The organism is Mycobacterium sp. 852013-50091_SCH5140682, assembly GCF_001665685.1.
In the GTDB taxonomy this organism is placed as follows: domain Bacteria; phylum Actinomycetota; class Actinomycetes; order Mycobacteriales; family Mycobacteriaceae; genus Mycobacterium.
In genome coordinates, this window is the sequence record NZ_LZTB01000126.1 from 1 (window position 1) to 26,045 (window position 26,045).

Annotated in this window: 20 protein-coding genes; 13 read left to right on the forward strand and 7 right to left on the reverse strand. The window is 67.3% G+C overall.

Annotated elements, in window-relative coordinates; genetic code table 11:
* The coding region (gene car, locus A5784_RS32920; RefSeq protein WP_064949167.1) for a carboxylic acid reductase at window positions 1-2,420 on the reverse strand (2,420 nt) is incomplete at its 3' end.
* A 313-nt stretch (window positions 2,421-2,733) separates the two neighbouring features.
* Here car and A5784_RS32925 point away from each other — a divergent pair.
* Window positions 2,734-3,372, forward strand: coding sequence for a hypothetical protein (locus A5784_RS32925; RefSeq protein WP_064949067.1), 639 nt, complete (start codon window positions 2,734-2,736; stop codon window positions 3,370-3,372).
* Here the strand turns inward: A5784_RS32925 and gabT are convergent.
* On the reverse strand, window positions 3,369-4,709 hold the full coding sequence (gabT, locus tag A5784_RS32930; protein ID WP_064949168.1) for a 4-aminobutyrate--2-oxoglutarate transaminase: 1,341 nt from the start codon (window positions 4,707-4,709) through the stop codon (window positions 3,369-3,371). The genes A5784_RS32925 and gabT overlap by 4 nt on opposite strands.
* Window positions 4,710-4,983: 274 nt before the next feature.
* Between gabT and yajC the strand changes: the two genes are divergently transcribed.
* From yajC to A5784_RS32975, 9 genes are all read left to right on the forward strand, one after another.
* Window positions 4,984-5,349: a preprotein translocase subunit YajC gene (yajC, locus tag A5784_RS32935; RefSeq protein WP_064949068.1), complete on the forward strand. Its 366-nt coding sequence runs from the start codon at window positions 4,984-4,986 to the stop codon at window positions 5,347-5,349.
* A gap of 72 nt (window positions 5,350-5,421) precedes the next feature.
* Window positions 5,422-7,215 carry a protein translocase subunit SecD gene (gene secD, locus A5784_RS32940; RefSeq protein ID WP_064949069.1) on the forward strand — a complete coding sequence of 598 codons (1,794 nt, stop codon included), beginning with the start codon at window positions 5,422-5,424 and terminating at the stop codon, window positions 7,213-7,215.
* Window positions 7,216-7,219: 4 nt separating this feature from the next.
* Window positions 7,220-8,530, forward strand: a complete 1,311-nt coding sequence (gene secF, locus A5784_RS32945) for a protein translocase subunit SecF (protein ID WP_064949070.1) — start codon at window positions 7,220-7,222, stop codon at window positions 8,528-8,530.
* Window positions 8,531-8,535: 5 nt separating this feature from the next.
* Window positions 8,536-10,206: an ABC transporter substrate-binding protein gene (locus A5784_RS32950; RefSeq protein WP_064949071.1), complete on the forward strand. Its 1,671-nt coding sequence runs from the start codon at window positions 8,536-8,538 to the stop codon at window positions 10,204-10,206.
* Window positions 10,188-10,754 (forward strand): adenine phosphoribosyltransferase, encoded by a 567-nt coding sequence (locus A5784_RS32955; protein ID WP_502687560.1) that lies wholly within the window; start codon window positions 10,188-10,190, stop codon window positions 10,752-10,754. The genes A5784_RS32950 and A5784_RS32955 overlap by 19 nt, the downstream gene beginning before the upstream one ends.
* A gap of 57 nt (window positions 10,755-10,811) precedes the next feature.
* On the forward strand, window positions 10,812-13,151 hold the full coding sequence (locus A5784_RS32960; protein ID WP_064949170.1) for a RelA/SpoT family protein: 2,340 nt from the start codon (window positions 10,812-10,814) through the stop codon (window positions 13,149-13,151).
* A 274-nt stretch (window positions 13,152-13,425) separates the two neighbouring features.
* On the forward strand, window positions 13,426-14,010 hold the full coding sequence (locus A5784_RS32965; RefSeq protein ID WP_232006340.1) for a DUF1989 domain-containing protein: 585 nt from the start codon (window positions 13,426-13,428) through the stop codon (window positions 14,008-14,010).
* Window positions 14,007-15,134: an oxidoreductase gene (locus tag A5784_RS32970; protein ID WP_064949073.1), complete on the forward strand. Its 1,128-nt coding sequence runs from the start codon at window positions 14,007-14,009 to the stop codon at window positions 15,132-15,134. Before A5784_RS32965 ends, A5784_RS32970 begins: the two co-directional genes overlap by 4 nt.
* A complete protein-coding gene (locus tag A5784_RS32975) occupies window positions 15,131-15,997 on the forward strand; it encodes a polysaccharide deacetylase family protein (protein ID WP_064949074.1) in 867 nt (288 codons plus the stop codon). Before A5784_RS32970 ends, A5784_RS32975 begins: the two co-directional genes overlap by 4 nt.
* Before the next feature lie 4 nt (window positions 15,998-16,001).
* Here the strand turns inward: A5784_RS32975 and A5784_RS32980 are convergent, their stop codons facing one another.
* Window positions 16,002-17,555 carry a PucR family transcriptional regulator gene (locus A5784_RS32980; protein ID WP_064949075.1) on the reverse strand — a complete coding sequence of 518 codons (1,554 nt, stop codon included), beginning with the start codon at window positions 17,553-17,555 and terminating at the stop codon, window positions 16,002-16,004.
* A gap of 108 nt (window positions 17,556-17,663) precedes the next feature.
* Here A5784_RS32980 and A5784_RS32985 point away from each other — a divergent pair, with 108 nt between their 5' ends.
* Window positions 17,664-19,094 (forward strand): cytosine permease, encoded by a 1,431-nt coding sequence (locus A5784_RS32985; protein ID WP_064949076.1) that lies wholly within the window; start codon window positions 17,664-17,666, stop codon window positions 19,092-19,094.
* Here A5784_RS32985 and A5784_RS32990 read toward each other — a convergent pair.
* The 3 genes from A5784_RS32990 to A5784_RS33000 are packed head-to-tail and all read right to left on the reverse strand — an operon-like array spanning window position 19,078 to window position 22,024.
* Window positions 19,078-20,133 carry a SecDF P1 head subdomain-containing protein gene (locus A5784_RS32990; RefSeq protein ID WP_064949077.1) on the reverse strand — a complete coding sequence of 352 codons (1,056 nt, stop codon included), beginning with the start codon at window positions 20,131-20,133 and terminating at the stop codon, window positions 19,078-19,080. The genes A5784_RS32985 and A5784_RS32990 overlap by 17 nt on opposite strands.
* A 4-nt stretch (window positions 20,134-20,137) precedes the next feature.
* Window positions 20,138-21,154, reverse strand: a complete 1,017-nt coding sequence (locus A5784_RS32995; RefSeq protein ID WP_064949078.1) for a peptidylprolyl isomerase — start codon at window positions 21,152-21,154, stop codon at window positions 20,138-20,140.
* Between the two features lie 3 nt (window positions 21,155-21,157).
* Window positions 21,158-22,024, reverse strand: a complete 867-nt coding sequence (locus A5784_RS33000) for a peptidylprolyl isomerase (RefSeq protein ID WP_064949079.1) — start codon at window positions 22,022-22,024, stop codon at window positions 21,158-21,160.
* A gap of 132 nt (window positions 22,025-22,156) precedes the next feature.
* Between A5784_RS33000 and A5784_RS33005 the strand changes: the two genes are divergently transcribed.
* Window positions 22,157-22,822: an MBL fold metallo-hydrolase gene (locus A5784_RS33005; protein ID WP_064949171.1), complete on the forward strand. Its 666-nt coding sequence runs from the start codon at window positions 22,157-22,159 to the stop codon at window positions 22,820-22,822.
* A 5-nt stretch (window positions 22,823-22,827) separates the two neighbouring features.
* Complete coding sequence (gene hisS / locus A5784_RS33010) at window positions 22,828-24,102, forward strand: histidine--tRNA ligase (protein ID WP_197514968.1); 1,275 nt, start codon at window positions 22,828-22,830, stop codon at window positions 24,100-24,102.
* Between the two features lie 273 nt (window positions 24,103-24,375).
* Here the strand turns inward: hisS and A5784_RS33015 are convergent, their stop codons facing one another.
* Window positions 24,376-26,040: a purine-cytosine permease family protein gene (locus tag A5784_RS33015; RefSeq protein ID WP_064949081.1), complete on the reverse strand. Its 1,665-nt coding sequence runs from the start codon at window positions 26,038-26,040 to the stop codon at window positions 24,376-24,378.
* Window positions 26,041-26,045: the final 5 nt, after the last annotated feature.

Below are 26,045 nucleotides of genomic sequence, written 5' to 3' on the forward strand. Positions count from 1 at the left end.
GCGATGACCTTGCCGTCGACCAGGTCCATGCGTTCGAGCCATTCCAGGGCCAGGTAGCGGCCCAGGAAGCCGGTGGCACCGGTCAGCAACACCGTGCGAACCTCGGCACCTGCCTTGGGCAATGACGGTGCGGCAGCGAGAGTTTCGGCATCGATGAACTTGTCGAGCGTCAGGTCGGCAGCGCTGATCTCGGCGGCATGCCGACCGTGCACCGAAGCGAACGTCGGACGCTTGGCGCCGGGGGAGCGCTCGGCCTCGATGTAGGCGGCGATGGCCGCCAGGTCGTTGGCCGGGCTGACGATCACGCCCACAGGCACGTCGACCTCGAAGATCTCGCGCAGCAGATTGCCGAAGGTCAACGCCGACAACGAATCTCCACCGAGGTCGGTGAAGTGGGCATCGGGTTGCAGATCCGCCGACGACGCGCCGAGCAGGGCGCCTGCCGCACGGCTGACCGTCTCCAGAGCCGGGGCCTGGGCTCCGTTCTGGCGCAACTCGCGCAGTTCGTTGGCCTGGCTGTCGGCCAGGTCGGTGTAGAGCTGCTCAAGCCGATCACCGTAGTGGGCCTTCAGTTTCGGCCACGCGAGCTTGCGGATACCGGTCAGCAGACCGTTCTCCAGCGTGAAAGGCGTTGTCTCCACCAGGAAGTCGCGCGGGATCTCGTATGACTGCAGATCGGCGACCTTGGCCACCTCCTGCAGCGATTCGGCGATCGCGGTCTTGAGCTCGGAGGGCTGGTAGCGCGTCTGGGCCTCAGGTGTCGGCACCACAACGGCCAGCAGGTAGGGCCGGGCGCTGTTGCCGTAGATGTAGATCTGCTGCACCAGAGGGCTGTTGCCGAACACCGCCTCGAGCTTGGCGACTGTGACGAACTCGCCCTGCGCCAACTTGAGCACGTTGTTGCGCCGGTCGACGTAGGTCAGCTGATCAGGACCGATCTCGGCGACGATGTCGCCGGTCCGGTAGAAGCCGTCCTCGTCGAACACGCTCGCGGTGACCTCGGGACGCTTGTAGTAGCCGGGGAACAGGTTCTCGGTCTTCACCAGCAGCTCGCCGCGCGGATGCGGCTGATCGGTGCTGAAGTAGCCCAGGTCCGGGACGTCCACCAGCTTGTAGTCGATGACGGCCTGACGCTGCACCACGCCGTCGAACAGCACCATGCCCGCCTCGGTGGACCCGTAGCCCTCAAGCAGATGGAGCTGCAGGAAGTCTCCCAGCCAGGACTTCAGTTCGGCGGAGATCGGAGCCGAGCCGGTCATGGCCGAAATGAAGCGTCCGCCAAGCAGATTCTCGCGCATGTCGGCCATCACCTCGGCCTCGACGGCGGCACGGTCGGCGGCGCCATCGAGCCGGTGATCCACCCGGCTCTGGAACTCGCTGAAGATCATCTCCCAGACGCGCGGCACGAAGTTCAGCTCGGTGGGTCGGACCAGCGCCAGATCTTCCAGAAGTGTCGACAGGTCGCTGCGGGCGGCGAAGTAGGCGGTGCCGCCGGAGGCCAGCGACGCGTACAGGATGCCGCGGCCCATCACGTGGCTCATCGGCATGAAGCACAGGTTGATCGATGCAGCGGTCGGGCTGAACCAGGCCTTGGAGTTGCGGCGCCAGAACTTGGCGACCGCGCTCTGCAGGTAGATCGCGCCTTTGGGCGCGCCGGTGCTGCCCGAGGTGTAGATGAGCAGGGCCAGCGGGTCTTCGTCGGAGGTCTCGGGTGCCGGTGCCTGCGGCAGGTTCGTGCCCTGCGCGATGAGGTCGGCGAGCGTCTCGACAACGATCGGGGTGCCCGCTTCGGCGAGCTTGGCGGTGGCTCTGGCGACGGCGTCACGGTGGTCGTCGACCTCGGCGTGGTGGTCGAACACCACGAGCTTGGACGGCGCATAGGCGGTGAGGGCGAGCTCGACGGCGTCGTCGAGGTAGTCGACACTCGCGGCGATCACGCGGGGTTCGGTCTCCACCACGATCGGCGCGATGGCCGATGCGGACGAGCTGGTCTGTAGCGGCACCGAGACGGCGCCGAGCTGGCCCAGCGCGGTGTCGACGACGGTGTAGTCGGCACTGGCGAAGCCGAGAATGCTCACCCGGTCCCCGACTGCGACACCGGCGGCGTGCAGTGCGCTGGCCAATGCCCGTACCCGTTCCCACACCTCGCCGTAGGTGATGGTGTCGAAGCGGGGGAGAAGCTGTGCGCTGGTCCTGCCGGTCTGCGGGTCGGTGACGAACTCGACGGCGCGCTCGCCGATCGCGGGGCGGTCGGCGTAGCCCTGCAAGACGGTCTGGACGATCTGCGGCAGTTGCAGGCCCTCGGCGTCGGCGGCCGCGCTCACGGTCTCGCTCGGCGCTGCGGCGGCGAACTGCGGATCAGTGCTGACCAAGTCAGCGATGCGGCGCTCCAGCCGCTCCTCACGGGTATCAATCGTCATCAGCATCCCTCTTTGCAAAATAGCTACGTATCAAAATCGGCGCGCCGTTGCGCTCGCCAACTACTACGTTAGTGGAACTAAACTTATTTCCGGACGGCCAGCTCAGGGCCTGTCAATTTGCTGTGAGTGCGCGAAGTCCATCTGCGAGCCGCGGAAACTCCGAACCGCTGTGAGCGGGGTCACGTTATTTGCCGGAATGCTTCGGTCGAGCTTCCCGCGTCTCGGCTGCGACCTCGCATGAGAGCAGCGTCATCCAAACGGCGTTACAGCCCGGTGCTGGATGGGTACCCCCTGCTTCGTCAAAGGAGGCATCATGACCGAATTCGATACCCGCGGAGGCCGGATGCGCATGCCGCGTAGTCGAGGCGCCGCCAGTGGTCTACTGCTGGTTCTACTGGGAGCCTGGGGAGCGCTGATTCCGTTCGTCGGCCCGTACATCGACTTCGCGTTCACACCCGATCAGGGCTGGATGTGGACGACGGCCAGAGGCTGGCTCGAAGTGTTGCCGGGCGCCGTGACGGCCCTCGGTGGGCTGCTGCTGCTGACGTCGGGTAACCGCGCGACGGCGATGCTCGGCGGTTGGCTTGCCGTCATAGCAGGGGCCTGGTTTGTCATCGGCCGGTCGCTGACCGGTGTGTTGGCCATCGGCGACGCCGGAGCTCCGGTGGCGGTCACCGACGCCAAGCGTGTCGTGCTGGAGCTGGCCTACTTCTCCGGTCTGGGCGCGGTGATCGTGTTCCTGGGCGCGGTGGCACTCGGCCGGCTGTCGCTACGCAGCGTGCGTGACGTGGCGTATGCCCGGCGGCCCGTCATGGCCGAACCGGTCGCCGCTGCAGCACCGGCTGCCGAAGTGCCCGCGACCGACACATCCGTCGCGCATGAGCAACGGGAAACCCGTGAGCACCGGGGGTGGGGCGGCATGTTCGGCAGGCGCCACACCCACGCGCACTAGAGGTCGCGCAGGATCAGCTCGAGTACGTCGAGAGCTTCGACGAGCAGTTCGTCGCTGATCGTCAGCGGGGGCAGGAAGCGCAGCACGTTGCCGTAGGTGCCGCAGGACAGGACGATCACTCCGGCAGCGTGCGCCCCCGCACAGAGCGCCTTGGTCAGGTCGGCATCGGGTTCGGTGGTGCCGGCCTTGACCAGTTCCATGGCGATCATGGCGCCGCGGCCCCGGACATCGCCGATGCGGTCGTCCTCGGCCTGCCACCGGCCCAGCCGGTCTTTCATGAGCGCTTCGATCTGCCGAGCCCGGGCCACCATGCCTTGGGCCTCGATCGTCTCGATGGTGGCCAGCGCGGCCGCACACGCCACCGGGTTGCCGCCGTAGGTGCCGCCCAGGCCCGATACGTGCGGGGCGTCCATGATCTCGGCGCGGCCCGTCACCGCAGACAACGGCATGCCGTCGGCGATGCCCTTCGCCGTGACGATCAGGTCGGGATCGATGCCTTCGTGTTCGCAGGCGAACATCGCACCGGTGCGGGCGAAGCCCGTCTGCACCTCGTCGGCGATGAACACCACGTCGTTGGCCCGGCACCAAGCAAGAAGTGCGGGTAGGAACCCGTCGGCGGGAACGATGAATCCGCCCTCACCCTGGATCGGTTCGATCAGCACTGCCGCCAGATTGTTGGCGCCGATCTGCTTGTCGATCACATCGATGGCCCGCTTGGCGGCCAGCTCGCCGTCGGTGGCCATCTCCTTGCCGAACTCGGCGTCGCGGAACGGATAGGACAGCGGCGCGCGGTAGATCTCGGGGGCGAACGGCCCGAAGCCGTGCTTGTAGGGCATGACCTTGGCGGTCAGCGCCATCGTGAGATTGGTGCGTCCGTGATAGGCGTGGTCGAACGCCACGACGGCCTGTTTGTGGGTGTAGGACCGCGCGATCTTCACGGCGTTCTCGACGGCTTCCGAGCCGGAGTTGAAGAGCGCAGAGCGCTTGTCGCCCGCGACCGGCGTCAACCGGTTGAGCTGTTCGCACACGGCGACGTAGCCCTCGTAGGGGGTCACCATGAAACACGTGTGGGTGAAATTCGCCGCCTGGGCAGCGACAGCGTCGACCACCAGCGGCGACGCATTGCCGATGGTGGTGACGGCGATGCCGGAGCCCAGGTCGATGAGCCGGTTGCCGTCGACGTCCTCGACGATGCCGCCGCCGGCCCGGGTCGCGTAGACGGGCATCGTAGTGCCCACCCCACGGCTCACCGCGGCAGCTTTCCGGTCGATCAGGGCCTGCGACTTGGGCCCCGGGATGGTGGTGGCGAGATGACGGCTCTGCTCGGGATGGCTCAACACTGACTCCTGCGAACGACGGTGGCGGCGCGGACGGATTAGAGCGAGTCCGAGCCTAGTCGCCCGGGTCTGCCCGACAATCGGTTTTGGCCAGTGCGGGCGGCCCTGCGACCGGACCCGTGCGAGCCGGAACTTAGCCCCGCTAAGCGCGCGTCGGGCGACGGGGGCCGCGTCGGCGGATGGCCGCAATGGCAGACTGGTCCCCTATGAGGTGCCGTGACCTGCCGGTCCGGAGCCGAAGATCACACGATTCGATACGAAAGACAGTGCTGTCATGGATGTAGCCATCTTCCTTCCCCTGCTCATCATCATGGGCGCGTTCATGTTCTTTGCGTCGCGGCGTCAGAAGAAGGCGATGCAGAAGACCATCGACCTGCACAACTCGCTGCAGATCGGCGACCGGATCCACACCACGTCGGGCCTGCAGGGCACGATCACCGGAATCACCGACGACAACATCCACCTGGAGATCGCCCCCGGCGTCATCACGACCTGGATGAAGCTGGCCGTGCGTGACCGCATCGAGAGCGACGCCGACGACGCCGACGATGACGTCGCGAAGCCCGAGGTGTCGTCGGCGGCCACCGAGCTGACCGAGAGCACCGCCGTCACCGACAACGACGGATTCAAGAAAGACTGACAGCCGCCCACCCAGGACCAGCACGTACCCTTTGCGGTGCTGACGGACTGATCTCAAGGAGACCCTAGAAACGTGGCATCGTCTTCGGCGCCGGTGCACCCTGCCCGCTACCTGACGCTCTTCCTGGTTCTGCTCATCGGCGTGTACCTGCTGGTGTTCCTCACCGGTGACAAGCAGGCCAAGACCAAACTCGGCATCGACCTGCAGGGCGGGACGCGCGTCACGCTGACCGCCCGCACACCGGACGGTTCGGCACCCACCCGTGAGGCCTTGATCCAGGCTCAGCAGATCATCGGTGCGCGCGTCAACGGTCTCGGCGTGTCCGGGTCCGAGGTGGTGATCGACGGCAACAACCTGGTGATCACGGTGCCTGGTAACGACGGCAACGAGGCGCGCAACCTGGGCCAGACGGCCCGGCTGTACATTCGGCCGGTCATCCACGCGATGCCTGCGCAGCCCAAGCAGGCCCAGCCGCAGGCCGGGGCGCCTGGTGCGCCACCGGTACCCGGGGCCCCGGGCGCGCCGGGAGCGCTTCCCGGTGAGGCGCCGCCAGGTGGGGCCCCTGCCGGGCAGCCCGGCCAACCGCCCGCCGAGGCACCCGCTGTGCCCGGTGCAGGCGACCAGCAGGCACCCCAGCCGCGGCCGTACCCGCGGGATCCGGCGCCCACGCCCGGAGAACCCGCACCTGCTCCGGCGCCGGCACCGCCGGCCCCGGCGCCCGCTCCGGCACCTGCACCCGGCGACGCGAAGGCCGACCTCGCGCAGCGCATCGCCGATGAGAAGCAGTTGCGGCAGAGCACCAATCAGTCGGTGCAGATCCTGGCGTTGCAGTTCCAGGCCACCCGCTGCGGTGAGGACGACGTGCTCGCGGGCAACGACGATCCGAACTTGCCGCTGGTCACCTGCTCGACCGACGGATCTACCGTCTACCTGCTCAACAAGTCGATCATGAGCGGCGAGGAGATCCAGAACGCCACCTCGGGCCTGGATCAACAGCAGGGCCAGTACGTCGTCGACGTGGAATTCAAGAGCGGCGGTGCCAAGACGTGGGCCGATTTCACCGCTGCCAACGTCGGCACCCAGACGGCCTTCACCCTGGACTCCCGAGTGGTCAGCGCCCCGGAGATCCGCGAGGCCATCCCGGGCGGCCGCACCCAGATCACCGGCAAGTTCACCGCTGATTCCGCGCGCGAGCTGGCCAACGTGCTGAAGTACGGCTCGCTTCCGCTGTCGTTCGAATCGTCTGAGGCCGAAACCGTTTCGGCGACACTGGGTCTGTCTTCACTGCGGGCCGGTCTGATCGCCGGTGCGATCGGCCTGGCGGCCGTGCTGTTGTATTCGCTGCTGTACTACCGAGTGCTGGGGCTTCTGGTGGCGCTGTCGCTGGTCGCTTCGGGCGCAATGGTTTTCGCGATCCTGGTCCTGCTCGGCAGATACATCGGATACACGCTCGACCTGGCGGGCATCGCCGGTTTGATCATCGGTATCGGCACCACCGCCGACTCGTTCGTGGTGTTCTTCGAACGAATAAAAGATGAGATCCGAGAAGGCCGTTCGTTCCGGTCAGCGGTTCCCCGCGGTTGGGCAAGGGCCAGAAAGACGATCGTTTCCGGCAACGCGGTGACGTTCCTGGCTGCGCTGGTGCTCTACGTCCTGGCCATCGGGCAGGTGAAGGGATTCGCGTTCACCCTCGGGTTGACCACGCTGCTGGACCTCGTCGTGGTGTTCCTGGTGACCTGGCCGCTGGTGTACCTGGCGTCGAAGTCGCCGACGATGGCCAAACCGGCGCTCAACGGTCTCGGTGCGGTGCAGCAGATCGCCCGGGAACGCCGAGAAGCCGCGCACGCAACAGCGGGACGGGGATAGAGACATGGCTGCCAAGCACTCAACCGATACCGACGACGACACCACGACGGCCGTCGAAGCGCCCACCATCGAGGCGTCCTCGGCGGCGCTGCCCAAGCACGGATTCTTCGTCCGGCTCTACACGGGTACCGGCGCCTTCGAGGTCGTCGGCCGGCGCAAGTTCTGGTACCTGATCAGTGGCGTCATCGTCGCCATCGCGATCGTCAGCATCGTGGTGCGCGGGTTCACCTTCGGTATCGACTTCGAGGGTGGAACCAAGGTCTCGATGCCGTCGGCCGGTGAATCCGGCACCATCAGCACCCAGCAGGTGGAGAACGTCTTCAACAGGACCCTTGGCCGCAATCCTGAATCGGTGGTCGTGGTGGGCAGCGGGTCTTCGGCCACGGTCCAGATCCGGTCCGAGACGCTGACCAACCAAGACACCGAAAAGCTGCGCACCGCGCTGTTCGATGCCTTCCACCCGAAGGGCAGCGACGGCAAGCCCAGCAAGCAGGTCATCAGCGACTCGGCGGTCTCGGAGACCTGGGGCGGCCAGATCACCCAGAAGGCGATCATCGCGCTGATCGTGTTCCTGGTCCTGGCGACCATCTACATCACCTGGCGCTACGAGAAGTACATGGCGCTGTCGGCTCTGGCGTCGCTGGTCTTCGACCTGTTGGTCACCGCGGGCGTGTACTCGGTGGTCGGGTTCGAGGTGACCCCGGCGACCGTCATCGGCCTGCTCACGATCATGGGCTTCTCGCTCTACGACACCGTGATCGTGTTCGACAAGGTCGAGGAGAACACCCACGGCTTCGAACACACCACGCGGCGCACGTTCGCCGAGCAGGCCAACCTCGCGGTGAACCAGACGTTCATGCGCTCGATCAACACGAGCTTGATCTCGGTGCTGCCGATCGTGGCGCTGATCGTGATCGCGGTGTGGCTGCTCGGCGTCGGCACCCTGATGGACCTGGCGTTGGTTCAGCTGGTCGGCGTGATCGTCGGTACCTACTCGTCCATCTTCTTCGCCACGCCGCTGCTGGTGTCGCTACGCGAGCGCACCGAGCTGGTGCAGCGGCACACCAAGAAGGTGCTCAACCGCCGCAACCCCGCCGCTGCGAAGAGCGCCACGAAGAGCGACAAGAAGTCGGCCACCAAGGCCGCCGCCGAGGACAACACGGCTGACGACGCGGCCGACGCCGACGATTCGGAGGAGACCGTGTCGGCGGCCGTGACCTCGACGGCTCCCGCCAAACCCGCGCCCGGAGCGCGGCCGTCGCGACCGACGGCGAGAACGGGTCGCCCGTCGGGCAAGCGGAACACCCGGCGGTAGTCCGGATGGCCCAGTGGCAGGCACTGCGGACGCGAGGAGCGCGACTCGCAGGGGCGGCGGTGGTGACACTGCTGGCCGCTGTCGGGGTGTCGGCCTGTGGGGGGAGCTCGGCCGACGCCATCGACTATGCGGTCGACGGCACCCTGCCCACCTACAACACGAACACCGTCGCCGGTGCGGCGTCGGCGGGGCCACAGGCCTTCGCGCGCACGCTGACCGGTTTCTCCTACCACGGACCTGACGGCCAGGTCGTCGCCGATCACGACTTCGGGTCGGTGTCGGTGGTGGGCCGCGCTCCGCTGGTGCTCGACTACGTCATCGACGACAAGGCCGTGTACTCGGACGGCAAGCCGATCACCTGTGACGATCTGGTGCTTGCCTGGGCGGCGCAGTCGGGCCGGTTCGCGGGCTTCGACGCGGCCAGCCAGGCCGGCTACCGCGACATCTCGACGGTGGATTGTGCGCCGGGGCAGAAGAAGGCCCGGGTGGCGTTCGCGCAGGACCGTCCGTTCGTCGACTACGCGCAGCTGTTCACCGCGACCTCGCTGATGCCGTCGCACGTCATCGCCGATGAACTGGGGCTCGTCGAGGGCGGCGTCACCACCGCACTGCAGACCGGAGACACACCCACGGTCGACCGTATCGCCCAGGCGTGGAACACCACGTGGGACCTCAAACCGGATGCGGACCTCAAGCACTTCCCGTCCTCGGGGCCGTACCGGCTCGACTCGGTGTCGCAGGACGGCGTCGTGACGCTGGCGGCCAACGACAAGTGGTGGGGCGCCAAGCCCATCACGAACAAGGTCACGGTGTGGCCGCGGGGCGCCGACATCCAGGAGCGGGTCAACAAGGGCTCGTTCGACGTCGTCGACATCGCGGCCGGGTCGTCGGGTGTGCTCAACCTGCCCGACGACTACGTCAGCAACGACACCCCGTCAGCGGGCATCGAGCAGTTGATCTTCGCGCCGGGAGGCCCGTTGGCGGCCACCCCGGCCCGGCGGGCGTTGGCGCTGTGCACGCCGCGTGACGTGATCGCCCGCAATGCCGTCATGCCCATCGCCAATTCACGGCTCAGTCCGGCCGCCGACGACGCGTTCGGGACCGCCGAGGGCGCCGCCGACGCGGGACAGTTCACCGTCGCCAACCCGGACGCCGCTCGCGCCGAGATCCACAACCAGCCGCTAACCGTGCGCATCGGGTATCAGACACCGAATGCCCGGCTGGCCGCCACGGTCGGTGCGATCGCCAAAGCCTGCGCACCGGCCGGCATCACGGTGCAGGACGCCGGCTCGGAAACCGCCGGACCGGTGGCGTTGCGCAACAACCAGTTCGACGTGCTGCTGGCCAGCACCGGCGGGGCGACGGGCAGCGGTTCGTCGGGATCCTCGGCGATGGACGCGTACGCCCTGCACGGCGGTAACGGCAACAACCTGCCGGGCTACAACAACGAGCGCGTCGACGGGATCATCGATGCGCTGGCCGTCACGACCGACCCGAAGGAGCTGACGCGGCTGGTCGGGGAGGGCGCGCCGATCCTGTGGGGCGACATGCCGACGCTGCCGCTGTACCGACAGCAGCGCACGGTGCTGACATCGACCAAGATGTACGCCGTGAGCAGCAATCCGACCCGCTGGGGTGCCGGCTGGAACATGGACCGTTGGAAGTTGTCGAAGTGACCGGCGAGCACGAACGGCCTCAGATCTCCGATATTTCCCGACTCGTGGCATCGATGACCCGCGAGGTCGCCGATTTCCCGGAGCCCGGCGTGCAGTTCAAGGACCTGACGCCGCTGCTCGCCGACGCCGCCGGGCTCTGCGCGGTCACCGATGCGCTGGCCGCCAGCGCAGCCGGGGCCGACCTGGTCGCCGGCCTGGATGCGCGCGGTTTCCTACTGGGAGCGGCTGTCGCGACGCGCCTGGGTATCGGTGTGCTCGCCGTCCGCAAGGGCGGAAAACTGCCGCCGCCGGTGCACAGCGCGACCTACCAGCTGGAATACGGCACGGCAACCCTGGAGATCCCCGCCGAGGGGATTGATATCGCCGGGCGCGACGTTGTGATCATCGACGATGTGCTGGCCACCGGCGGGACGCTGGGCGCGGCGGTCAAACTCCTGACGGCGAGCGGGGCCAGGGTGACCGGGGCCGCTGTGGTGCTGGAGTTGACCGAATTGCGTGGTCGCGGCGCGGTGGCACCCCTACCGGTTAGCAGCCTGCACACGGTCTGAGAGATATCCTCGAACTCTGGATGAACAGGTGGGGATGAACAGTAGGAGGTGACGGCGATGGCCGACGATCCCGGTACCGGTCAAGCCGTGCAGTCTCCGCCCACGCTGCCCGCGCCAACCCCGGCCGACGTCGCCAAGAGCAGCGCGTCGCGTCGTGTGCGTGCTCGGTTGGCTCGACGGATGACGGCGCAGCGCAGTGCCGTGAACCCGGTGCTCGAGCCGTTGGTGGCGGTGCACCGCGAGATCTACCCGAAGGCCGACCTGCAGTTGCTGCAGCGCGCCTACGACGTCGCCGACAAGCGGCACGCCGATCAGATGCGCAAGTCCGGCGATCCGTACATCACCCATCCGCTGGCGGTGGCCAACATCCTGGCCGAGCTCGGGATGGACACCACGACGCTGGTCGCCGCGCTGCTGCACGATACGGTCGAGGACACCGGCTACACGCTGGAGGCGTTGACCGCCGAGTTCGGCAGCGAGGTCGGCCACCTGGTCGACGGGGTCACCAAACTCGACAAGGTGGTGCTCGGCTCGGCGGCCGAGGGCGAGACCATCCGCAAGATGATCATCGCGATGGCCCGCGATCCGCGGGTGCTGGTGATCAAGGTCGCCGACCGGTTGCACAACATGCGCACCATGCGCTTCCTGCCGCCGGAGAAGCAGGCCCGCAAGGCCCGTGAGACTCTGGAAGTCATTGCCCCCCTTGCTCATCGGCTGGGTATGGCGACGGTCAAGTGGGAACTGGAAGACCTGTCGTTCGCGATTCTGCACCCCAAGAAGTACGAGGAGATCGTGCGTCTGGTCGCCGACCGGGCGCCGTCGCGGGACACCTATCTCGCCAAGGTGCGGGCCGAGATCGGCGTGGCGCTTTCTGCCATGAAGATCAATGCGGTCGTCGAGGGCAGGCCCAAGCACTACTGGTCGATCTACCAGAAGATGATCGTCAAGGGGCGTGACTTCGACGACATCCATGACCTGGTCGGGGTGCGGATTCTCTGTGACGAGATCCGGGACTGTTATGCCGCGGTCGGTGTGGTGCACTCTCTGTGGCAGCCGATGGCGGGGCGCTTCAAGGACTACATCGCCCAACCGCGCTATGGCGTCTACCAGTCGCTGCACACCACCGTCGTCGGGCCGGAGGGCAAGCCGCTGGAGGTGCAGATCCGCACCCGCGACATGCACCGCACCGCCGAGTACGGCATCGCCGCGCACTGGCGGTACAAGGAAGCCAAGGGCCGCAACGGGGTTCCGCATCCGCACGCCTCGACCGAGATCGACGACATGGCCTGGATGCGCCAACTTCTCGACTGGCAGCGGGAGGCCGCCGACCCGGGCGAGTTCCTGGAGTCGCTGCGTTACGACCTTGCGGCGCAAGAGCTCTTCGTGTTCACCCCCAAGGGCGACGTGATCACCCTGCCGACCGGGTCCACCCCGGTGGACTTCGCCTACGCCGTGCACACGGAGGTGGGGCACCGCTGCATCGGCGCGCGGGTCAACGGCCGGCTGGTGGCGCTGGAACGCAAGCTCGAAAACGGGGAAGTGGTCGAGGTTTTCACTTCGAAGGCACCCAACGCCGGGCCCTCGCGGGACTGGCAGAGCTTCGTGGTGTCGCCCCGCGCCAAAGCCAAGATCCGCCAGTGGTTCGCCAAGGAACGCCGCGAGGAAGCTCTGGAGTCCGGCAAGGACGCCATTGTGCGAGAAGTCCGGCGTGGTGGACTTCCGTTGCAGCGCTTGATGACCGGCGAGACCATGGGTGCGCTGGCCCGGGAGCTGCGCTACACCGACGTGTCGGCGCTCTACACCGCGGTCGGTGAGGGTCACGTCTCGGCGCGCCACGTCGTGCAACGGCTGCTGGCGCAGTTCGGCGGTGACGACGCGGCCGAGGATGAGCTCGCCGAGCGGTCCACGCCTGCCAATATGCCGGTGCGGCAGCGCACCACCGACGACACCGGTGTGGCTGTCCCGGGTGCTCCCGGCACGCTGACCAAGCTCGCCAAATGCTGCACGCCGGTACCCGGTGACACCATCATGGGTTTCGTGACCCGCGGCGGCGGAGTCAGCGTGCACCGCACCGACTGCACGAATGCGGCGTCGCTGCAAGAACAGTCGGAGCGCATCATCGATGTGCAGTGGGCGCCGTCACCGTCGTCGGTCTTCCTGGTGGCGATCCAGGTGGAGGCACTCGACCGGCACCGCCTGCTCTCCGATGTCACCCGGGTGTTGGCCGACGAGAAGGTCAACATCCTGTCGGCCTCGGTCACCACCTCCAACGACCGGGTGGCCATCAGCCGGTTCACGTTCGAGATGGGCGATCCGAAGCACCTGGGTCATCTGCTGAGCGTGGTGCGCAACGTCGAGGGCGTCTACGACGTGTACCGGGTCACCAGCGCGGCCTGATCGAGAAGGTATGCGCCTGGCGGTCAGGCGTCGACGTGACCGGTGACCGCCGCTGAGGTGTCGGACAGCGCGCGGCCGCGTCTCCTTCGCTTGGCCGCGGCACTGGGCCACCGGAGCTGTGACCGTGAACACTAGGTAGCTCGGCAGACGTGGCGATATGGAGAAACATCCATCGGATGTGCTGCGACAATGGAGAAACAACCATTGGGCGGGGGCGTCTGCGTCGCTTGAATGGCGAGCTATGGACTTGATGAACACGACAAGCAGAACCACGGTGCCCGCGGGTTCCGGCCGGGCGGTGTCCCTGCGGCAGGGGGATCGGGTGCGGGTGATCGATGTCGAAGGCGGCCAGGTCGGCGACGTATTCGCCTATGCGGCTGGAGATTTCACCGAGTATCTGAGCGCGTCACATACCCGCACGACAACCGGACGGTTGTTTCCCGAGGTGGGGGAGCACTTCGTCACCAACCGGCGCAGGCCGATCCTGGCATTGGCGGGCGATACCTCGCCGGGCATCCACGACATGCTGATCGCCGCATGTGACCCCGAACGCTATCGTGCCCTCGGGGTGACAGATCATCCGTCCTGCGCGGTGAATCTACGAAATGCCCTGGGACGGCTGGGTTTGCGCACCGATGATGTCCCCCAGCCGGTGAACGTGTTCATGAACATCCCGGTTGCCGACGGCGGTGCGCTGTCGTGGTTGCCCGCCGTGAGCCGGCCGGGCGACGCCGTCGAGTTCGAAGCGGTCATGGACTGTGTGGTGGTCGTGTCGGCGTGCCCCATGGATCTCAACGGCATCAACGGGCATCGCCCCACGCCGCTCGTCATCGAACTGATCAAGGAGAACAACGCATGACCACCCATCCCACGCAGACGGGCCATCCCGCGCTGAGCGCGGTGCAGATCGGCGCTCTGAGTCTGACGAATCGGCTTGCCGTCGCGCCGATGACCAGAGTGTCGGCCGCGCCGGACGGTACCCCGACCGGGGCGATGGCCGACTACTACACCGAGTTCGCGCGTGGCAGTTTCGGTTTGGTGATCACCGAGGGTGTCTACACCGACAGCAGCCACAGTCAGGGCTATCTCAACCAGCCCGGCCTTGCCGCCGAGAGCCACGTGGCGGGTTGGCGCCGCGTAACGGGTGCGGTGCATGCCGCAGGTGCCCCGATCGTGGCCCAACTCATGCACGCCGGAGCGTTGTCGCAGGGCAACTCCTACGGTGCTGGCACCATCGCGCCGTCAGCCGTGCGCCCGCGCGGCGCGATGCTCGAGGAATATGGCGGTTCGGGCCCGTGGCCCACGCCGCGCGAGATGGACTCCGGTGACCTCGTGGCAGTGGTCGCCGGGTTCGTCGCTGCCGCGGAACGCGCCCGAGCCGCCGGCTTCGATGGCGTCGAAATCCATGCGGCGAACGGGTATCTGCTCGATCAGTTCCTCACGACCTACACGAACTGCCGAACCGACGGCTACGGCGGCGGTGTGCAGAACCGGATTCGGTTGACTGCAGAGGTTCTGGCGGCGGTCAGGGCTCGGGTCGGGACGGATTTCCTGATCGGGGTGCGGCTGTCGCAGACCAAGGTCAACGATTTCGGGTATCGCTGGCCGGGAAGGGCCGCGGACGCCGAGGTGATCTTCTCTGCCCTGCGTGACGCCGGTGCGGATTATCTGCACATCGCCAGCGAGGGCCGCGATTTCATCGAGACCGCGCGGTTGGGCGACGGGCGCACCATCACCGCGGTGGCGCGAGAGGTGACCGGGCTGCCGGTGATGGCCAACGGCGGGATGCACGACCACGGGCAGGCGGCCGACGTGCTCGAGGGCGGGCATGCCGACCTGGTGTCGGTCGGCCGCGGGGCGTTGTCCAACCCTGATCTCCCGCAGCGCCTCTCGGCAGGCGAGCCGCTGAACCCGTTCGATCACGGCATGCTCGCGCCGATGGCGACGATCGCCAACGCCCATGCCTGGCGGGCCGGCCGGTGACGGCCCCATGGCACCGCGGCGCGCGTGCGGTGGCCACGTTGACCTTCGACGTCGACGCGGAGACGCCGATCCTCGCGGAAGGGCATCGCTACGGCACGCACATGATGGCGATGTCGCACCAGTCCTACGGGCCGGATGTCGGCGTGCCCCGTATACTGGATCTGCTCGACGAATTAGCTGTTCCCGCAACCTTTTTCGTTCCGGGCTGGGTTGCCGAACACCGGCCTGAGCTGGCGGCGTCGATCGTCGATCGCGGGCACGAGGTTGCCCACCACTCCTACAGCCACCGGTCGCCGGTGGCGATGACCGCCGCTGAGGAGCGTGCCGATTTCGAACGGGCGCTGGCGGTGTTCGCGGCTCAGGGCATCGACATCGCCGGTCACCGTGCCGCGATGTGGGGCGCCAGTTGGCAGACGCCGGGGCTCATCGCCGAACACGGCCTGCGCTACGACTCGTCGCTCATGGGTGACGACCGGCCATACCGGCTCGCGACCGATGCCGGGCCCATCGTGGAGCTGCCGGTTCACTGGTCGCTGGACGACTGGGAGCAGTACGCCTACCTGCCCGAACCGCACATCGGTTCGGTGATCGAATCTCCGGTGAAGGTCGCCGAGATGTGGCGCGCGGAGCTGGACGGCATGCGGCACTATCGATGCCTGTTCAATCTCTGTGTCCACCCGTTCCTTTCGGGTCGCCCGGGTCGGATGCTGGCACTACGCGGATTCATCGAGTACGCGCTGCAGTGTGGTGACGTGCAGTTTGCCCGCTGCCGCGAGGTCGCCGACGCGGTGTGCGCGGACCCGACGATCGAACCGCGCACGGTGACACCGCCGTTCGTCGACCCTGCCGTCTATCCGGCGTAGCCCGTCAACTCAGCGCGTCGGCCTCCAACGCCAGGAACAGGTCGACGCGGTCCTCCAGGCGGGTGACGTCGCGGCCCGTCAGCTCGTTGATGCGGGCGACGCGGTTGCGCAGCGTGTTGACGTGGACGTAGAGCGCCGCGGCTGTCTTGGCCCAGTGCCCGTCGTTGCCGAGAAACGTCCGCAGCGTTCGTAGCAGCTCGGTGCCGTGCTGTTCGTCATGTATGCGCAGGGGACCCAGGATGTCGTCGGCGAAACGGCGCAGCACCGATCGGTCGTGCAGGCCAAGCAGCATGCGGTGGGTGCCCACGTCGGCGTAGGTGCCGACGCGGGATTCGGTTGAGCGGCGCCACATTACGTGGCAGACCTCTCTGGCCCGGATCAACGGGTCGCGCAGCCCGGTGGCGTCGGCCGCCAGGTCTCCGATGCCCACCACGGTGCGGTCGGCGGGGAACCGCGCGGCCAGGGCCTGGATCAAGTGTTCGGCCAGAGGCACCAGGCTTGCGGAGTCCTGGTGCCAGCCGAACACCACGACGGTGTCCTGGCTGCCGGGTACCACCACGGCCGCAATGCCGCGTTGGCTGAAGAACGCCTCGATCTCGTCGGTCGAGCCTGGCGGCCGCAGTTCGTCGTTGCCGACCACCACGGTGTAGACAGCCAACGGCGCCGACGGGTCAATGCCGAACGCGCGCAATCGTTCCGAGACCTCACGAGCGCGCGCCGTGCCGGACAGCACCATCTCGAGCAGTTCACTGGAAAAGCGTGATTCGATCGCCTGCAGCGCCTGCTGGCGGGTGACTTCGAGGCTGAGGTAACGCGCCGCCTGCTCGAGTGCGTCTCGTTCGGCCGGCCGCAGCGCCGCCAGCGGCCGCAGACAGAACAAGCCGGCGTCGATATCGCCCATCGCGCCCTCGACGAGATAGACCGCAGCGGTGCCGATTCCGGGCACGTCGAGTTCCAGCGGCGGTGGGTGCCGGTTCAGGGCGTCGGCGGCGACGTGGATCTGGGCGTCGTCGACTACGGTGCCCGCCAGATGCCGACCCATGCGGTCGACCACCAGGAGCGGCAGATCATGATCGCGGCGGAGCACGTCGAGGATGCCTTGGGCGCCGCCGCCTCTGGAGATCGAACTCGCCAGCGCGTTGCCTCGACGCACCAGCCGGGACAGGGCTGACTGGCGGGCCTCGGTCTGCATCCGGGCGGCGGCCTGGGTGATGGCCGTGAACGGCACGGCGATGGACACCGTCGCCAGCGGCAACTCGGCGGCCGCGCAGGCATCGACGAGATCTTGTGGGGCCCTTGGTGTCTGCTCTGTCAGGCCGTAGATCAGGCCCGATGCCCGGGCTCGTTGCAGGGCGGCGACGAAGTCAACGGACCTGACCGTGCTGTGCCAAAGGCCGTTGGTCAGAACCAGTTCCGTCGCGCGGATGTACGGCGAGGGGTCGGGCAGCTCGGTGTTGTGCAGCCACAGCACCTCGCGATCGAGGGCGCCCGGCGGGCCGGACACCAGCAGCGTCAACTCCAGTGTCCTGTCGTCGATCAGCGCGCCCAGGCTCAACATTGGTGTGCATACATCCAATCGTGTTGGTAGATCATGGATGTTTATACACTCGTTGAGCCGTGTCGGCGGTGTTTCGATGAGCGGAATCCGCTACCTGAGGAGCCCCGCATGCCGACTCGACCGACCGAACCGCTGACCACCTCTACGCCACCGCCGACGACGGGGGTGCCGTTCGACGCCCACGGGATCGAGCCGATCGGCACCGAAAGCCGTGACTGTTCGCCCTGGGAGCTGTTCTGGATCTGGTGCGGCGCCAACATCGCACCGATCAACTGGGTGCTGGGCGCGTTGGGCATCACCCTGGGCCTGAGCCTCGTCGAAACGCTGATCGTGGTGGCTGTCGGCAATGTCATCGGCTGCGCGGTGTTCGGTGTGTTCAACGTGATCGGGCATCGTACGGCCGTGAACCAGATGGTGCTCGGCCGTGCCGCGTTCGGCTTGTCGGGGGCCGTAGTGCCGGGCCTGGTGCAGTTCGTGCTGACGATGGGCTGGGTGGGCGTCAACACCTGGGTGGTGCTCGACCTCGTGATGGCGATGCTCGGCGAATTCGGACTGACCGGTGGCATCTGGTTGAAAGTGGTTGTGGCAACCGTGATCATGGTAGCTCAGCTGGGGCTCGCGCTGTACGGCTTCTATGCCATCCGCAGCTTCGAGAAGTACACCGTGCCTGCGACGGCGCTGGTGATGGCGGTGATGACGGCACTGGCGCTGGTGACCACGGACGTGCACTGGTCGTTGGCGGGGCAGGCGATGACCTCGGGGGAGAAGTTCACCGCAGTTACCCAGTTGCTCACGGCGATCGGCATCGGCTGGGGCTTGACGTGGATTCCGTACGCGTCGGACTACAGCCGTTTCGTGCGCGCGTCCGCCTCGGCACGCTCGGTGTTCTGGTCGTCGTCGTTGGGTATGTACGTGCCGACCGTGTGGCTGGCCGCCCTGGGGGCCTGCCTGGCCAGTGCCGGTGGCGGCAGTGATCCGTCGGCGCTGGTGGTCTCGACGTTCGGTGTGATGGCGGTGCCGGTGCTGCTCTTGCTCGTGCACGGTCCCATCGCGACGAACATCCTCAACCTGTATTCCTGCTCGCTGGCGGCGCTGTCCATCGGCGTGCGGGCGGCCCGCTGGAAGGTGACATTGGGCGCCGGGCTGGTGGCGTCGATCGTGTTGGCCGTGTTCGTCGAGGCGGACAGCTTCGCGCAGGCCTTCGACAACTGGATGGTGTCCATCCTGGTGTGGATCAGCCCGTGGGCGGCGATCATGGTGGTGGACTACGCGGGTGTGCGGCGCGGTGTCCTCGACGTTGCGGGCCTTTATCTGCCTGTACGCGAATCCGCTTATGCCCGTTGGAATATGGCCGGGTTGATCAGCTTGGCCGCTGGGATCGTGGCCGGTTGGGCCTGGCAATACGGGTTGGTTCCGGCAATGCAGGGCCCGGTGGCCACCGCGCTGGGGAACACCGATTTCTCCTGGCTGTCCGGCAGTGTGGTGGCCGGTGGGTTGTACTGGGGGCTGAGCCGTCGCACCGTCACAATTGCGGCGTAGCCCGGCTCCGGGTCAGCCACACTGTGGCCACGACGATGACCGCCAGCAGGTCGACACCCGCGATGATGATGGGCACGCGCATCAACGTGGAAAACCGTGTCGCCGTGAGCGTCGCAGGCTGCGACGAGTCGAGGGTGAGCACCACCGGCAACATGCCGGCCTGCAGCGTCCCGGCGAGCTCGCGCGCGGCGTCGGCGGTGAAGCCGCCGCTGATCTGGGTGCGGCCACCCGGGATGGCCTCGCGAATCTCAGGGGCGCTGACCACCCTGGTGTCGAGGGTGAAGGCCGTCTGCGTGCCGATGTTGGCGGCGGTGAACTCCGCCCAGGTGCGCGCCCCGGAGTCGTCGAACTCCAGGTCGACAACCTGCTGACCGTTGCGGTCGTCCCAATGCGACGTCGCGCGTCGGACATTCGCCCCGGTCAGAATCGACTTGTCGAGCAGATAGACGGTCTTGCCGTCGGTGGAGCAGGTGACGAGCGGCAGCTTCGGATCGTCATGCCCGGCGAGCTGGTCCTCGTCGCCGCATCGGGTGGCCTGGAACTGCAGCGCCAGAATCTGGATCGACGGATTGGTGCTCTGCCGCAACTGTTTCTCGTCGGCGCTGCGTGCCGGGTCGGCGGGTTTCGGTGGCGTGGTCGGGTTTGCGGGCGCACTGCCGGACTGCGCGGGCATCGCGTGGATCACCGGCCGGACGGTGAGCTGGCCCATCCTGGTGATGTCCGGGACCACATCGGGCCCGCCGGCAGGCACGGTGGCAACCACGTTGGTGCCGTCGGCGGTCACTGCGGCACCGGAGACCTTGAGCCCGTCCAGCCGCCGTTGGACGACGTTGACCGCAGCGGACAATGCGTCGGGGGTCGGCGGTGAACCGTCCGGGGTGCGGGTGGCGAACGTCAGCCGGGTGGCGTCCCGGCTCTGCCAGATGCTCCTGCTCGCGAACACGGCCAGCCCGTAGCCGAGGACGGCGAGGACGAGAGCCAGCACCACGAGAAAGCGGGGTACCGCGGTGGGGCTTGCGGTCGGTTGCTGCGGGTGCATCGGATCAGTCCAGCCGAGCCGAGGTGATGGTCACCGGCGTGGCCGGCTGCCCGTCTGGCCCGCCACCGGCAATCCCGCCCGCGGCGATCTTGTCGAGGGTGGCCAGCCCGGTGGCGTCGATGGTGCCGAACTTGGTGTAGTTGGGCGGCAGCTGCGAGTCCTGGTACACGAGGAAGAACTGGCTGCCGTTGGTGCCGGGACCGGCGTTGGCCATCGCCAAAGTGCCGCGCGGATAGAGGATCGGTGTCTGCAATGCGGGGTCGCCCGGCGGGTACTGATCGACGGGGTATTCGTCGGCGAACTCGTAACCTGGCCCGCCGGTGCCCTTGCCCGTGGGGTCACCGCATTGCAGGACCGACAGGGATCCCGAGGTCAGCCGGTGGCAGGGGGTGTTGTCGTAGAAGCCCTGCTGGGCCAGGCTCGCGAAGTTGTTGACCGTGCACGGCGCCTTGCCGTTGTCGAGCTGCAGGCCGATGTTGCCCTGATTGGTGGTGATGCTCGCGCTGACGGTGGCCGGGACGGTGGGAACCGTGCCGGCGCGCGGCGGCGTATTCGGCTTGTCCGCCGCACCCGACGCCGGGTATTGGCAATTGGAGCCGGCGCTGGCCCGTGGTGAGGGCGACGGCGGCAATGTCCCGGTGGGGGGCGGCGGGCCCGTGGGTTGCGCGGTCGGGGATGGGTACGCGGTGGCGCTGCTGTCGATGGCCCCTTTGAGCTCCCCGAGGAAGCCTGCGGTGAACACGCTGGCCACCACCACGAGGACCACCGCGAGCACGGTCAGTGCCGTCAGGAGGTAGCCGAGCACGAGGCCGGCAATCGCCAGGCCGCGGCCCTGCTCCCCGGTGCGGCGGATCTGCGACAGCGAGATGTGCCCGAAGATGATGCCGAGGGGAGCGAACAGCAGCCCACATATCAGGGCGGCGATCGCCATGCCATTGGTCGGCCGCGTCGGCTGGGGGTACCCGACCGGCGGGGGCGGATATCCGGGCTGGTATCCGCCCTCCGGCGGTGGGATCGTCACGGGCTAGTCCAGCAGGACGGACTTCAGCTCGACGTCGGTCGCCGGCTTGCCGTCCTGACCGCCCCCGGCCACACCGGCCGCAGCGATCTTGTCGAGCGTGGCCAGGCCGGTCGCGTCGATCTTGCCGAACACGGTGTAGTTGGGCGGCAGCTGCGAATCCTTGTAGACCAGGAAGAACTGGCTGCCGTTGGTGCCGGGTCCGGCATTGGCCATGGCCAGGGTGCCGCGGGGGTAGAGCACCGGCTGTTGCAGCGCAGGGTTGTCGGGCTGGTACTGGTTGGCCGGGTATTCGTCGGCGAACTGGTAGCCCGGTCCGCCGGTGCCCTTGCCGGTCGGGTCGCCGCACTGCAGCACCGACAGGCCGCCGGTTGTCAGTCGATGGCACGGCGTGTCGTTGAAGTAGCCCTGCTGGGCCAGGCTCGCGAAGCTGTTGACCGTGCACGGCGCCTTGGCGTTGTCGAGCTGCAGGCCGATGTTGCCCTGGTTGGTGGTGACGCTGGCGCTGACGGTGGCCGGGTCGGTGGGCACCTTGCCGGTGCGCGGCGGGTTGACCTTCTTGCTGGCCTCGCCGGCCGCCGGGTACTGGCAGTCCGCACCGAGGTTGGCCGGGGCCACGAACGCCGGCAGCTGGCCGTTGGCGGCGGGCTCAGCCGCTGGGGACGGCGTGGTGGTGGCGGCCGAGGCCGTGGTGCTGCCCGAATCCCGGTTGGCGACGTAGATGCCGACGCCCGCGCCGATCACCACGATGGCGGCCACGACGGCGCCGACGATGGTCAGCAGGCGGCGTTTGCGCTCCTGGGCTGCGCGACGCTCCAGCTGGCGTTCGAGCTTGCGCTTGGCCGTCGCTCGTCGTTGTTCGTTGGTGGGCACCGCGTTCGTCCTCTTCCTCGTGTGCACGTCAGGGGATGTCCGATTGGCATCGAGTGTGCCAGGTGATGCCTGCCACGGGCCTGTCGACCCGCGTGAACAGGAGGTGTGATTCCGGCGTGGGAAACTGGCAACGTGTTGATCACCGGATTTCCGGCAGGGCTGCTGGCGTGCAACTGCTACGTGGTGGCGCCCCGACCCGGGGCTGACGCGATCATCGTCGACCCAGGTCAGCGGGCGATAGGGCCGCTGCGGCGGATCCTCGACGAAAACCGGCTCACTCCCGCGGCGGTTCTGCTCACCCACGGTCACATCGACCACATCTGGTCCGCGCAGAAGGTGGCCGACACCTACGGCTGCCCGGCCTACATCCATCCCGAAGACCGGTTCATGCTCACCGACCCGATCAAGGGGTTCGGGCCCCGGCTGGCGCAGCGGGCGCTGGGGGTGTTGTTCACCGAGCCTCGCCAGCTCGTGGAGCTGGACCGCGACGGCGACACCGTGGAACTCGGCGACCTCACCGTCGCAGTCGACCACACGCCCGGGCATACCCGCGGCTCGGTGGTTTTCCGACTTGCCGGTGGCCAGGGGGACGTGGTGTTCACTGGCGATACGCTGTTCCGGTCGTCGGTCGGACGCACCGACCTGCCCGGCGGCAGTGGCCGGGACCTGCTCGGGTCGATCGTGACAAAACTGTTGGTGCTCGACGACGACACCGTGGTACTACCAGGACACGGTCCGCGCTCGACGATCGGGCACGAACGCCGTACCAATCCATTTCTCGAAGGTTTGACTCTGTGACTGAGATTTCCGCTTCGCCTGTCGCGTTCCAGGCTCCCAAGGGCATCCCCGACTACCTGCCGCCGGACTCGGCGCAGTTCGTCGCGGTGCGCGAGGGTCTGCTGGGCGCGGCACGCCGCGCCGGGTACGGCGATATCGAGCTGCCGATCTTCGAGGACACCGCGTTGTTCGCGCGCGGCGTGGGGGAGTCCACGGACGTGGTGTCCAAGGAGATGTACACCTTCGCCGACCGCGGCGAGCGCTCGGTGACGCTGCGTCCCGAGGGCACCGCCGGGGTGATCCGCGCGGTGATCCAGCACCGGCTCGACCGCGGGGCACTGCCGGTCAAGCTGTGCTACTCCGGGCCGTTCTTCCGGTACGAGCGGCCCCAGGCGGGACGCTATCGCCAGCTGCAGCAGGTGGGTGTCGAGGCCATCGGCGTCGACGATCCTGCGCTGGACGCCGAGGTGATCGCGGTCGCCGACTTCGGATTCCGGTCGCTGGGGCTCGACGGCTTCCGGCTGGAGCTCACCTCACTGGGCGACGACACCTGCCGCCCCGCGTACCGCGAGTTGCTGCAGGCGTTCCTGTTCAAGCTCGACCTCGACGAGGAGACCCGGCGGCGCGCGGAGATCAATCCGCTGCGCGTGCTGGACGACAAGCGGCCCGAGGTGCGCGCGATGACCGCCGACGCGCCGTTGATGCTCGACCACCTGTCCGATACCGCCAAGCAGCACTTCGAGAGCGTGCAGGCGAACCTGGACGCGCTCGGGATTCCGTACGTCATCAATCCACGCATGGTGCGTGGCCTCGACTACTACACCAAGACGACATTCGAGTTCGTCCACGACGGGCTGGGGGCGCAATCGGGTATCGGCGGCGGCGGCCGTTACGACGGGCTGATGCGTCGGCTCGGTGGGCAGGACGTCTCGGGCATCGGTTTCGGGCTCGGCGTCGACCGCACCCTGCTGGCACTGCAGGCTGAAGGGAAGACGGCTGCCGGAGCGCAGCTCGGCGTCCAGGTGTTCGGGGTGCCGCTCGGGGAGGCCGCCAAGCTGGAGCTGGTCAAGTTGGCCGCCCGGTTGCGGGCCGCCGGAGTGCGCGTCGACCTCGCCTACGGCGACCGCGGTCTCAAAGGTGCGATGAAGGCGGCCGACCGGTCCGGGGCCAAGTACGCCCTGGTGGCCGGCGACCGCGACATCGAGGCAGGCACCATCGGGGTGAAGGACCTCTCGACCGGCGAGCAGGTCGACGTCGCCGCCGATGCCGTTGTCGCGGACCTGCTTTCCCGCCTCGCCTAGCGCGTCACCCCAGCACCGCGAGCGTCACCCCAGCACCGCGAGCATCACCCCAGCACCGCGAGAGTGCGTGTCTGCCCCTAGACACGCCGGTCGCGGGCAGCGCTTTGCGCACGCTCGTCGTGAACCGGCCGGCCGGCTGGCACCGTAGGCCAGCAACCGTCTCGACAGTGCACGCACGCTCGCAGACCGCGAACGTGCGTGAACTGCTGAGGTTTTACGGCGTGTCGGGCAGCAGACGCGCACGCTCGCGGTGCAACTCGCGGTGCTAGGACGCTAACCGGCTGACGCGGGCAGCACGTGGTCGGCGACCTTGTCTGTGCTCAGGCACAACGAGCACACGAACGCGTCGTGGGTCTCGCACCTCATCATGTCCGGCCTCTCGTAATCGTGGTGGCACACATGGCATTTGAGATGCTCGCCGGACGGATTGCCGAACTCGTCGAACATCGGCAGGTCGATACCGTCGTCGGTGCGGCGCAGGTAGTACTTGCCTTTCGTGGCGATGGCGAATATCGGCGGGAGCACGACGCCGAGCCCGATCGCCACCAGTGGTGAATACGGCCGCACGGTCTCGCCGAGCCCACCGAAGAACGCCAGCACCGACAGTCCCGCCGCCAGCAGCATCGACCCGAAGCCCACCGGGTTGAAGGCGTAGAGCATGCCGCGGCGGAACTCCGGCTCTTTCGGCGACAGTTTGAGCAGGTACTTGTTGAAGACGATGTCGCTCGCCACGACCACCACCCAGGCCATGCCGCAGTTGGCGTAGAAGCCCAGGATCGTGTTGAGGAAGCTGAACATGTCGGCTTCCATGAGGATCAGCGCGATCAGCAGGTTTACGCCGAGGAACACGATGCGCCCGGGGTAGTGCTTGGTGACGCGGGTGAACGAGTTGGTCCACGCCAGCGAGCCGGAGTACGCGTTGGTCACATTGATCTTGATCTGGCTGATGACCACCAAGGCCACGGCCAGGGTCATCGCCAGCCAGCCGGGCAGGAAGTTCTGGTAGATCTCCAGGAACTGGTGCACGGGCTGGTTCGCGATCCCGGCGCTGTCGGCGACGTTGGCGATGAGGTACACCGCCAGGAACAGGCCGACGATCTGCTTGATGGCGCCGAAGAACACCCAGCCCGGGCCGGCCAGGATCAGCCAGGTCCACCAACTGCGCTTGTTCTCGGGGGTCTGCGGCGGCATGAAGCGCAGGTAGTCGTTCTGCTCGGCGATCTGGGCGATGAGCGACAGGCAGACCCCCGCGGCCAACAGTGTCGAACCGAGGTCGAACCCGCCCTTGCCGTTCTCACCTTGGTAGGCGAAGAACTGGCCGACCGACTCGGGATGGGTGACGACGAGGTACACGAACGGCGCCACCATCAGGATCAGCCACAGCGGTGTCGTCCAAACCTGCAGTGTGGAAAGCACTTTCATGCCGTAGATGACCAACGGGAAGATGATCAGCGTCGACACCGCGTACCCGAGCGACAACGGGATGTGCAGGCCCAGCTTGAGGCCCTGGGCCATGATCGACCCTTCGAGCGCGAAGAAGATGAAGGTGAACGTCGCGAAGATGACGTTCGTGACCACCGAGCCGTAATAGCCGAACCCGCTGCCGCGCGTGACCAGGTCGAGGTCGATGTTGTAGCGCGCCGAGTAGTAGGCCACCGGGAAACCCGTCAGGAAGATGACGACCGCGAAGATCAGGATGCCCCACAGCGCATTGGTGGTGCCGTACGAGATGCCGATGTTGGCGCCGATCGCGAAGTCGGCCAGATAAGCGATGCCGCCCAGTGCGGAGATACCGACGACGCGGGTCGACCACTTCCGGTAGCTGCGGGGCGCGAACCGCAGGGTGTAGTCCTCCAGGGTTTCCCTGGTGGCGGTCATCGTGTCGAGGTCGGCCTCGACCAGCTCGTCCGGCGGCTTGCTCCCAAGCTCTTGTGTCATGCGGC

What these genes read in the sequence shown, in the direction of transcription:
- yajC (WP_064949068.1), top strand. Translation starts at nt 4,984, where the DNA reads ATGGATGTAGCCATCTTCCTTCCCCTGCTCATCATCATGGGCGCGTTC.
- A5784_RS32970 (WP_064949073.1), top strand. Translation starts at nt 14,007, where the DNA reads ATGACCACCCATCCCACGCAGACGGGCCATCCCGCGCTGAGCGCGGTG.
- A5784_RS32980 (WP_064949075.1), bottom strand. Translation starts at nt 17,555, where the DNA reads ATGTTGAGCCTGGGCGCGCTGATCGACGACAGGACACTGGAGTTGACG.
- A5784_RS32950 (WP_064949071.1), top strand. Translation starts at nt 8,536, where the DNA reads ATGGCCCAGTGGCAGGCACTGCGGACGCGAGGAGCGCGACTCGCAGGG.
- A5784_RS32960 (WP_064949170.1), top strand. Translation starts at nt 10,812, where the DNA reads ATGGCCGACGATCCCGGTACCGGTCAAGCCGTGCAGTCTCCGCCCACG.
- A5784_RS33015 (WP_064949081.1), bottom strand. Translation starts at nt 26,040, where the DNA reads ATGACACAAGAGCTTGGGAGCAAGCCGCCGGACGAGCTGGTCGAGGCC.
- A5784_RS32925 (WP_064949067.1), top strand. Translation starts at nt 2,734, where the DNA reads ATGACCGAATTCGATACCCGCGGAGGCCGGATGCGCATGCCGCGTAGT.
- secF (WP_064949070.1), top strand. Translation starts at nt 7,220, where the DNA reads ATGGCTGCCAAGCACTCAACCGATACCGACGACGACACCACGACGGCC.
- A5784_RS32985 (WP_064949076.1), top strand. Translation starts at nt 17,664, where the DNA reads ATGCCGACTCGACCGACCGAACCGCTGACCACCTCTACGCCACCGCCG.
- A5784_RS32990 (WP_064949077.1), bottom strand. Translation starts at nt 20,133, where the DNA reads ATGCACCCGCAGCAACCGACCGCAAGCCCCACCGCGGTACCCCGCTTT.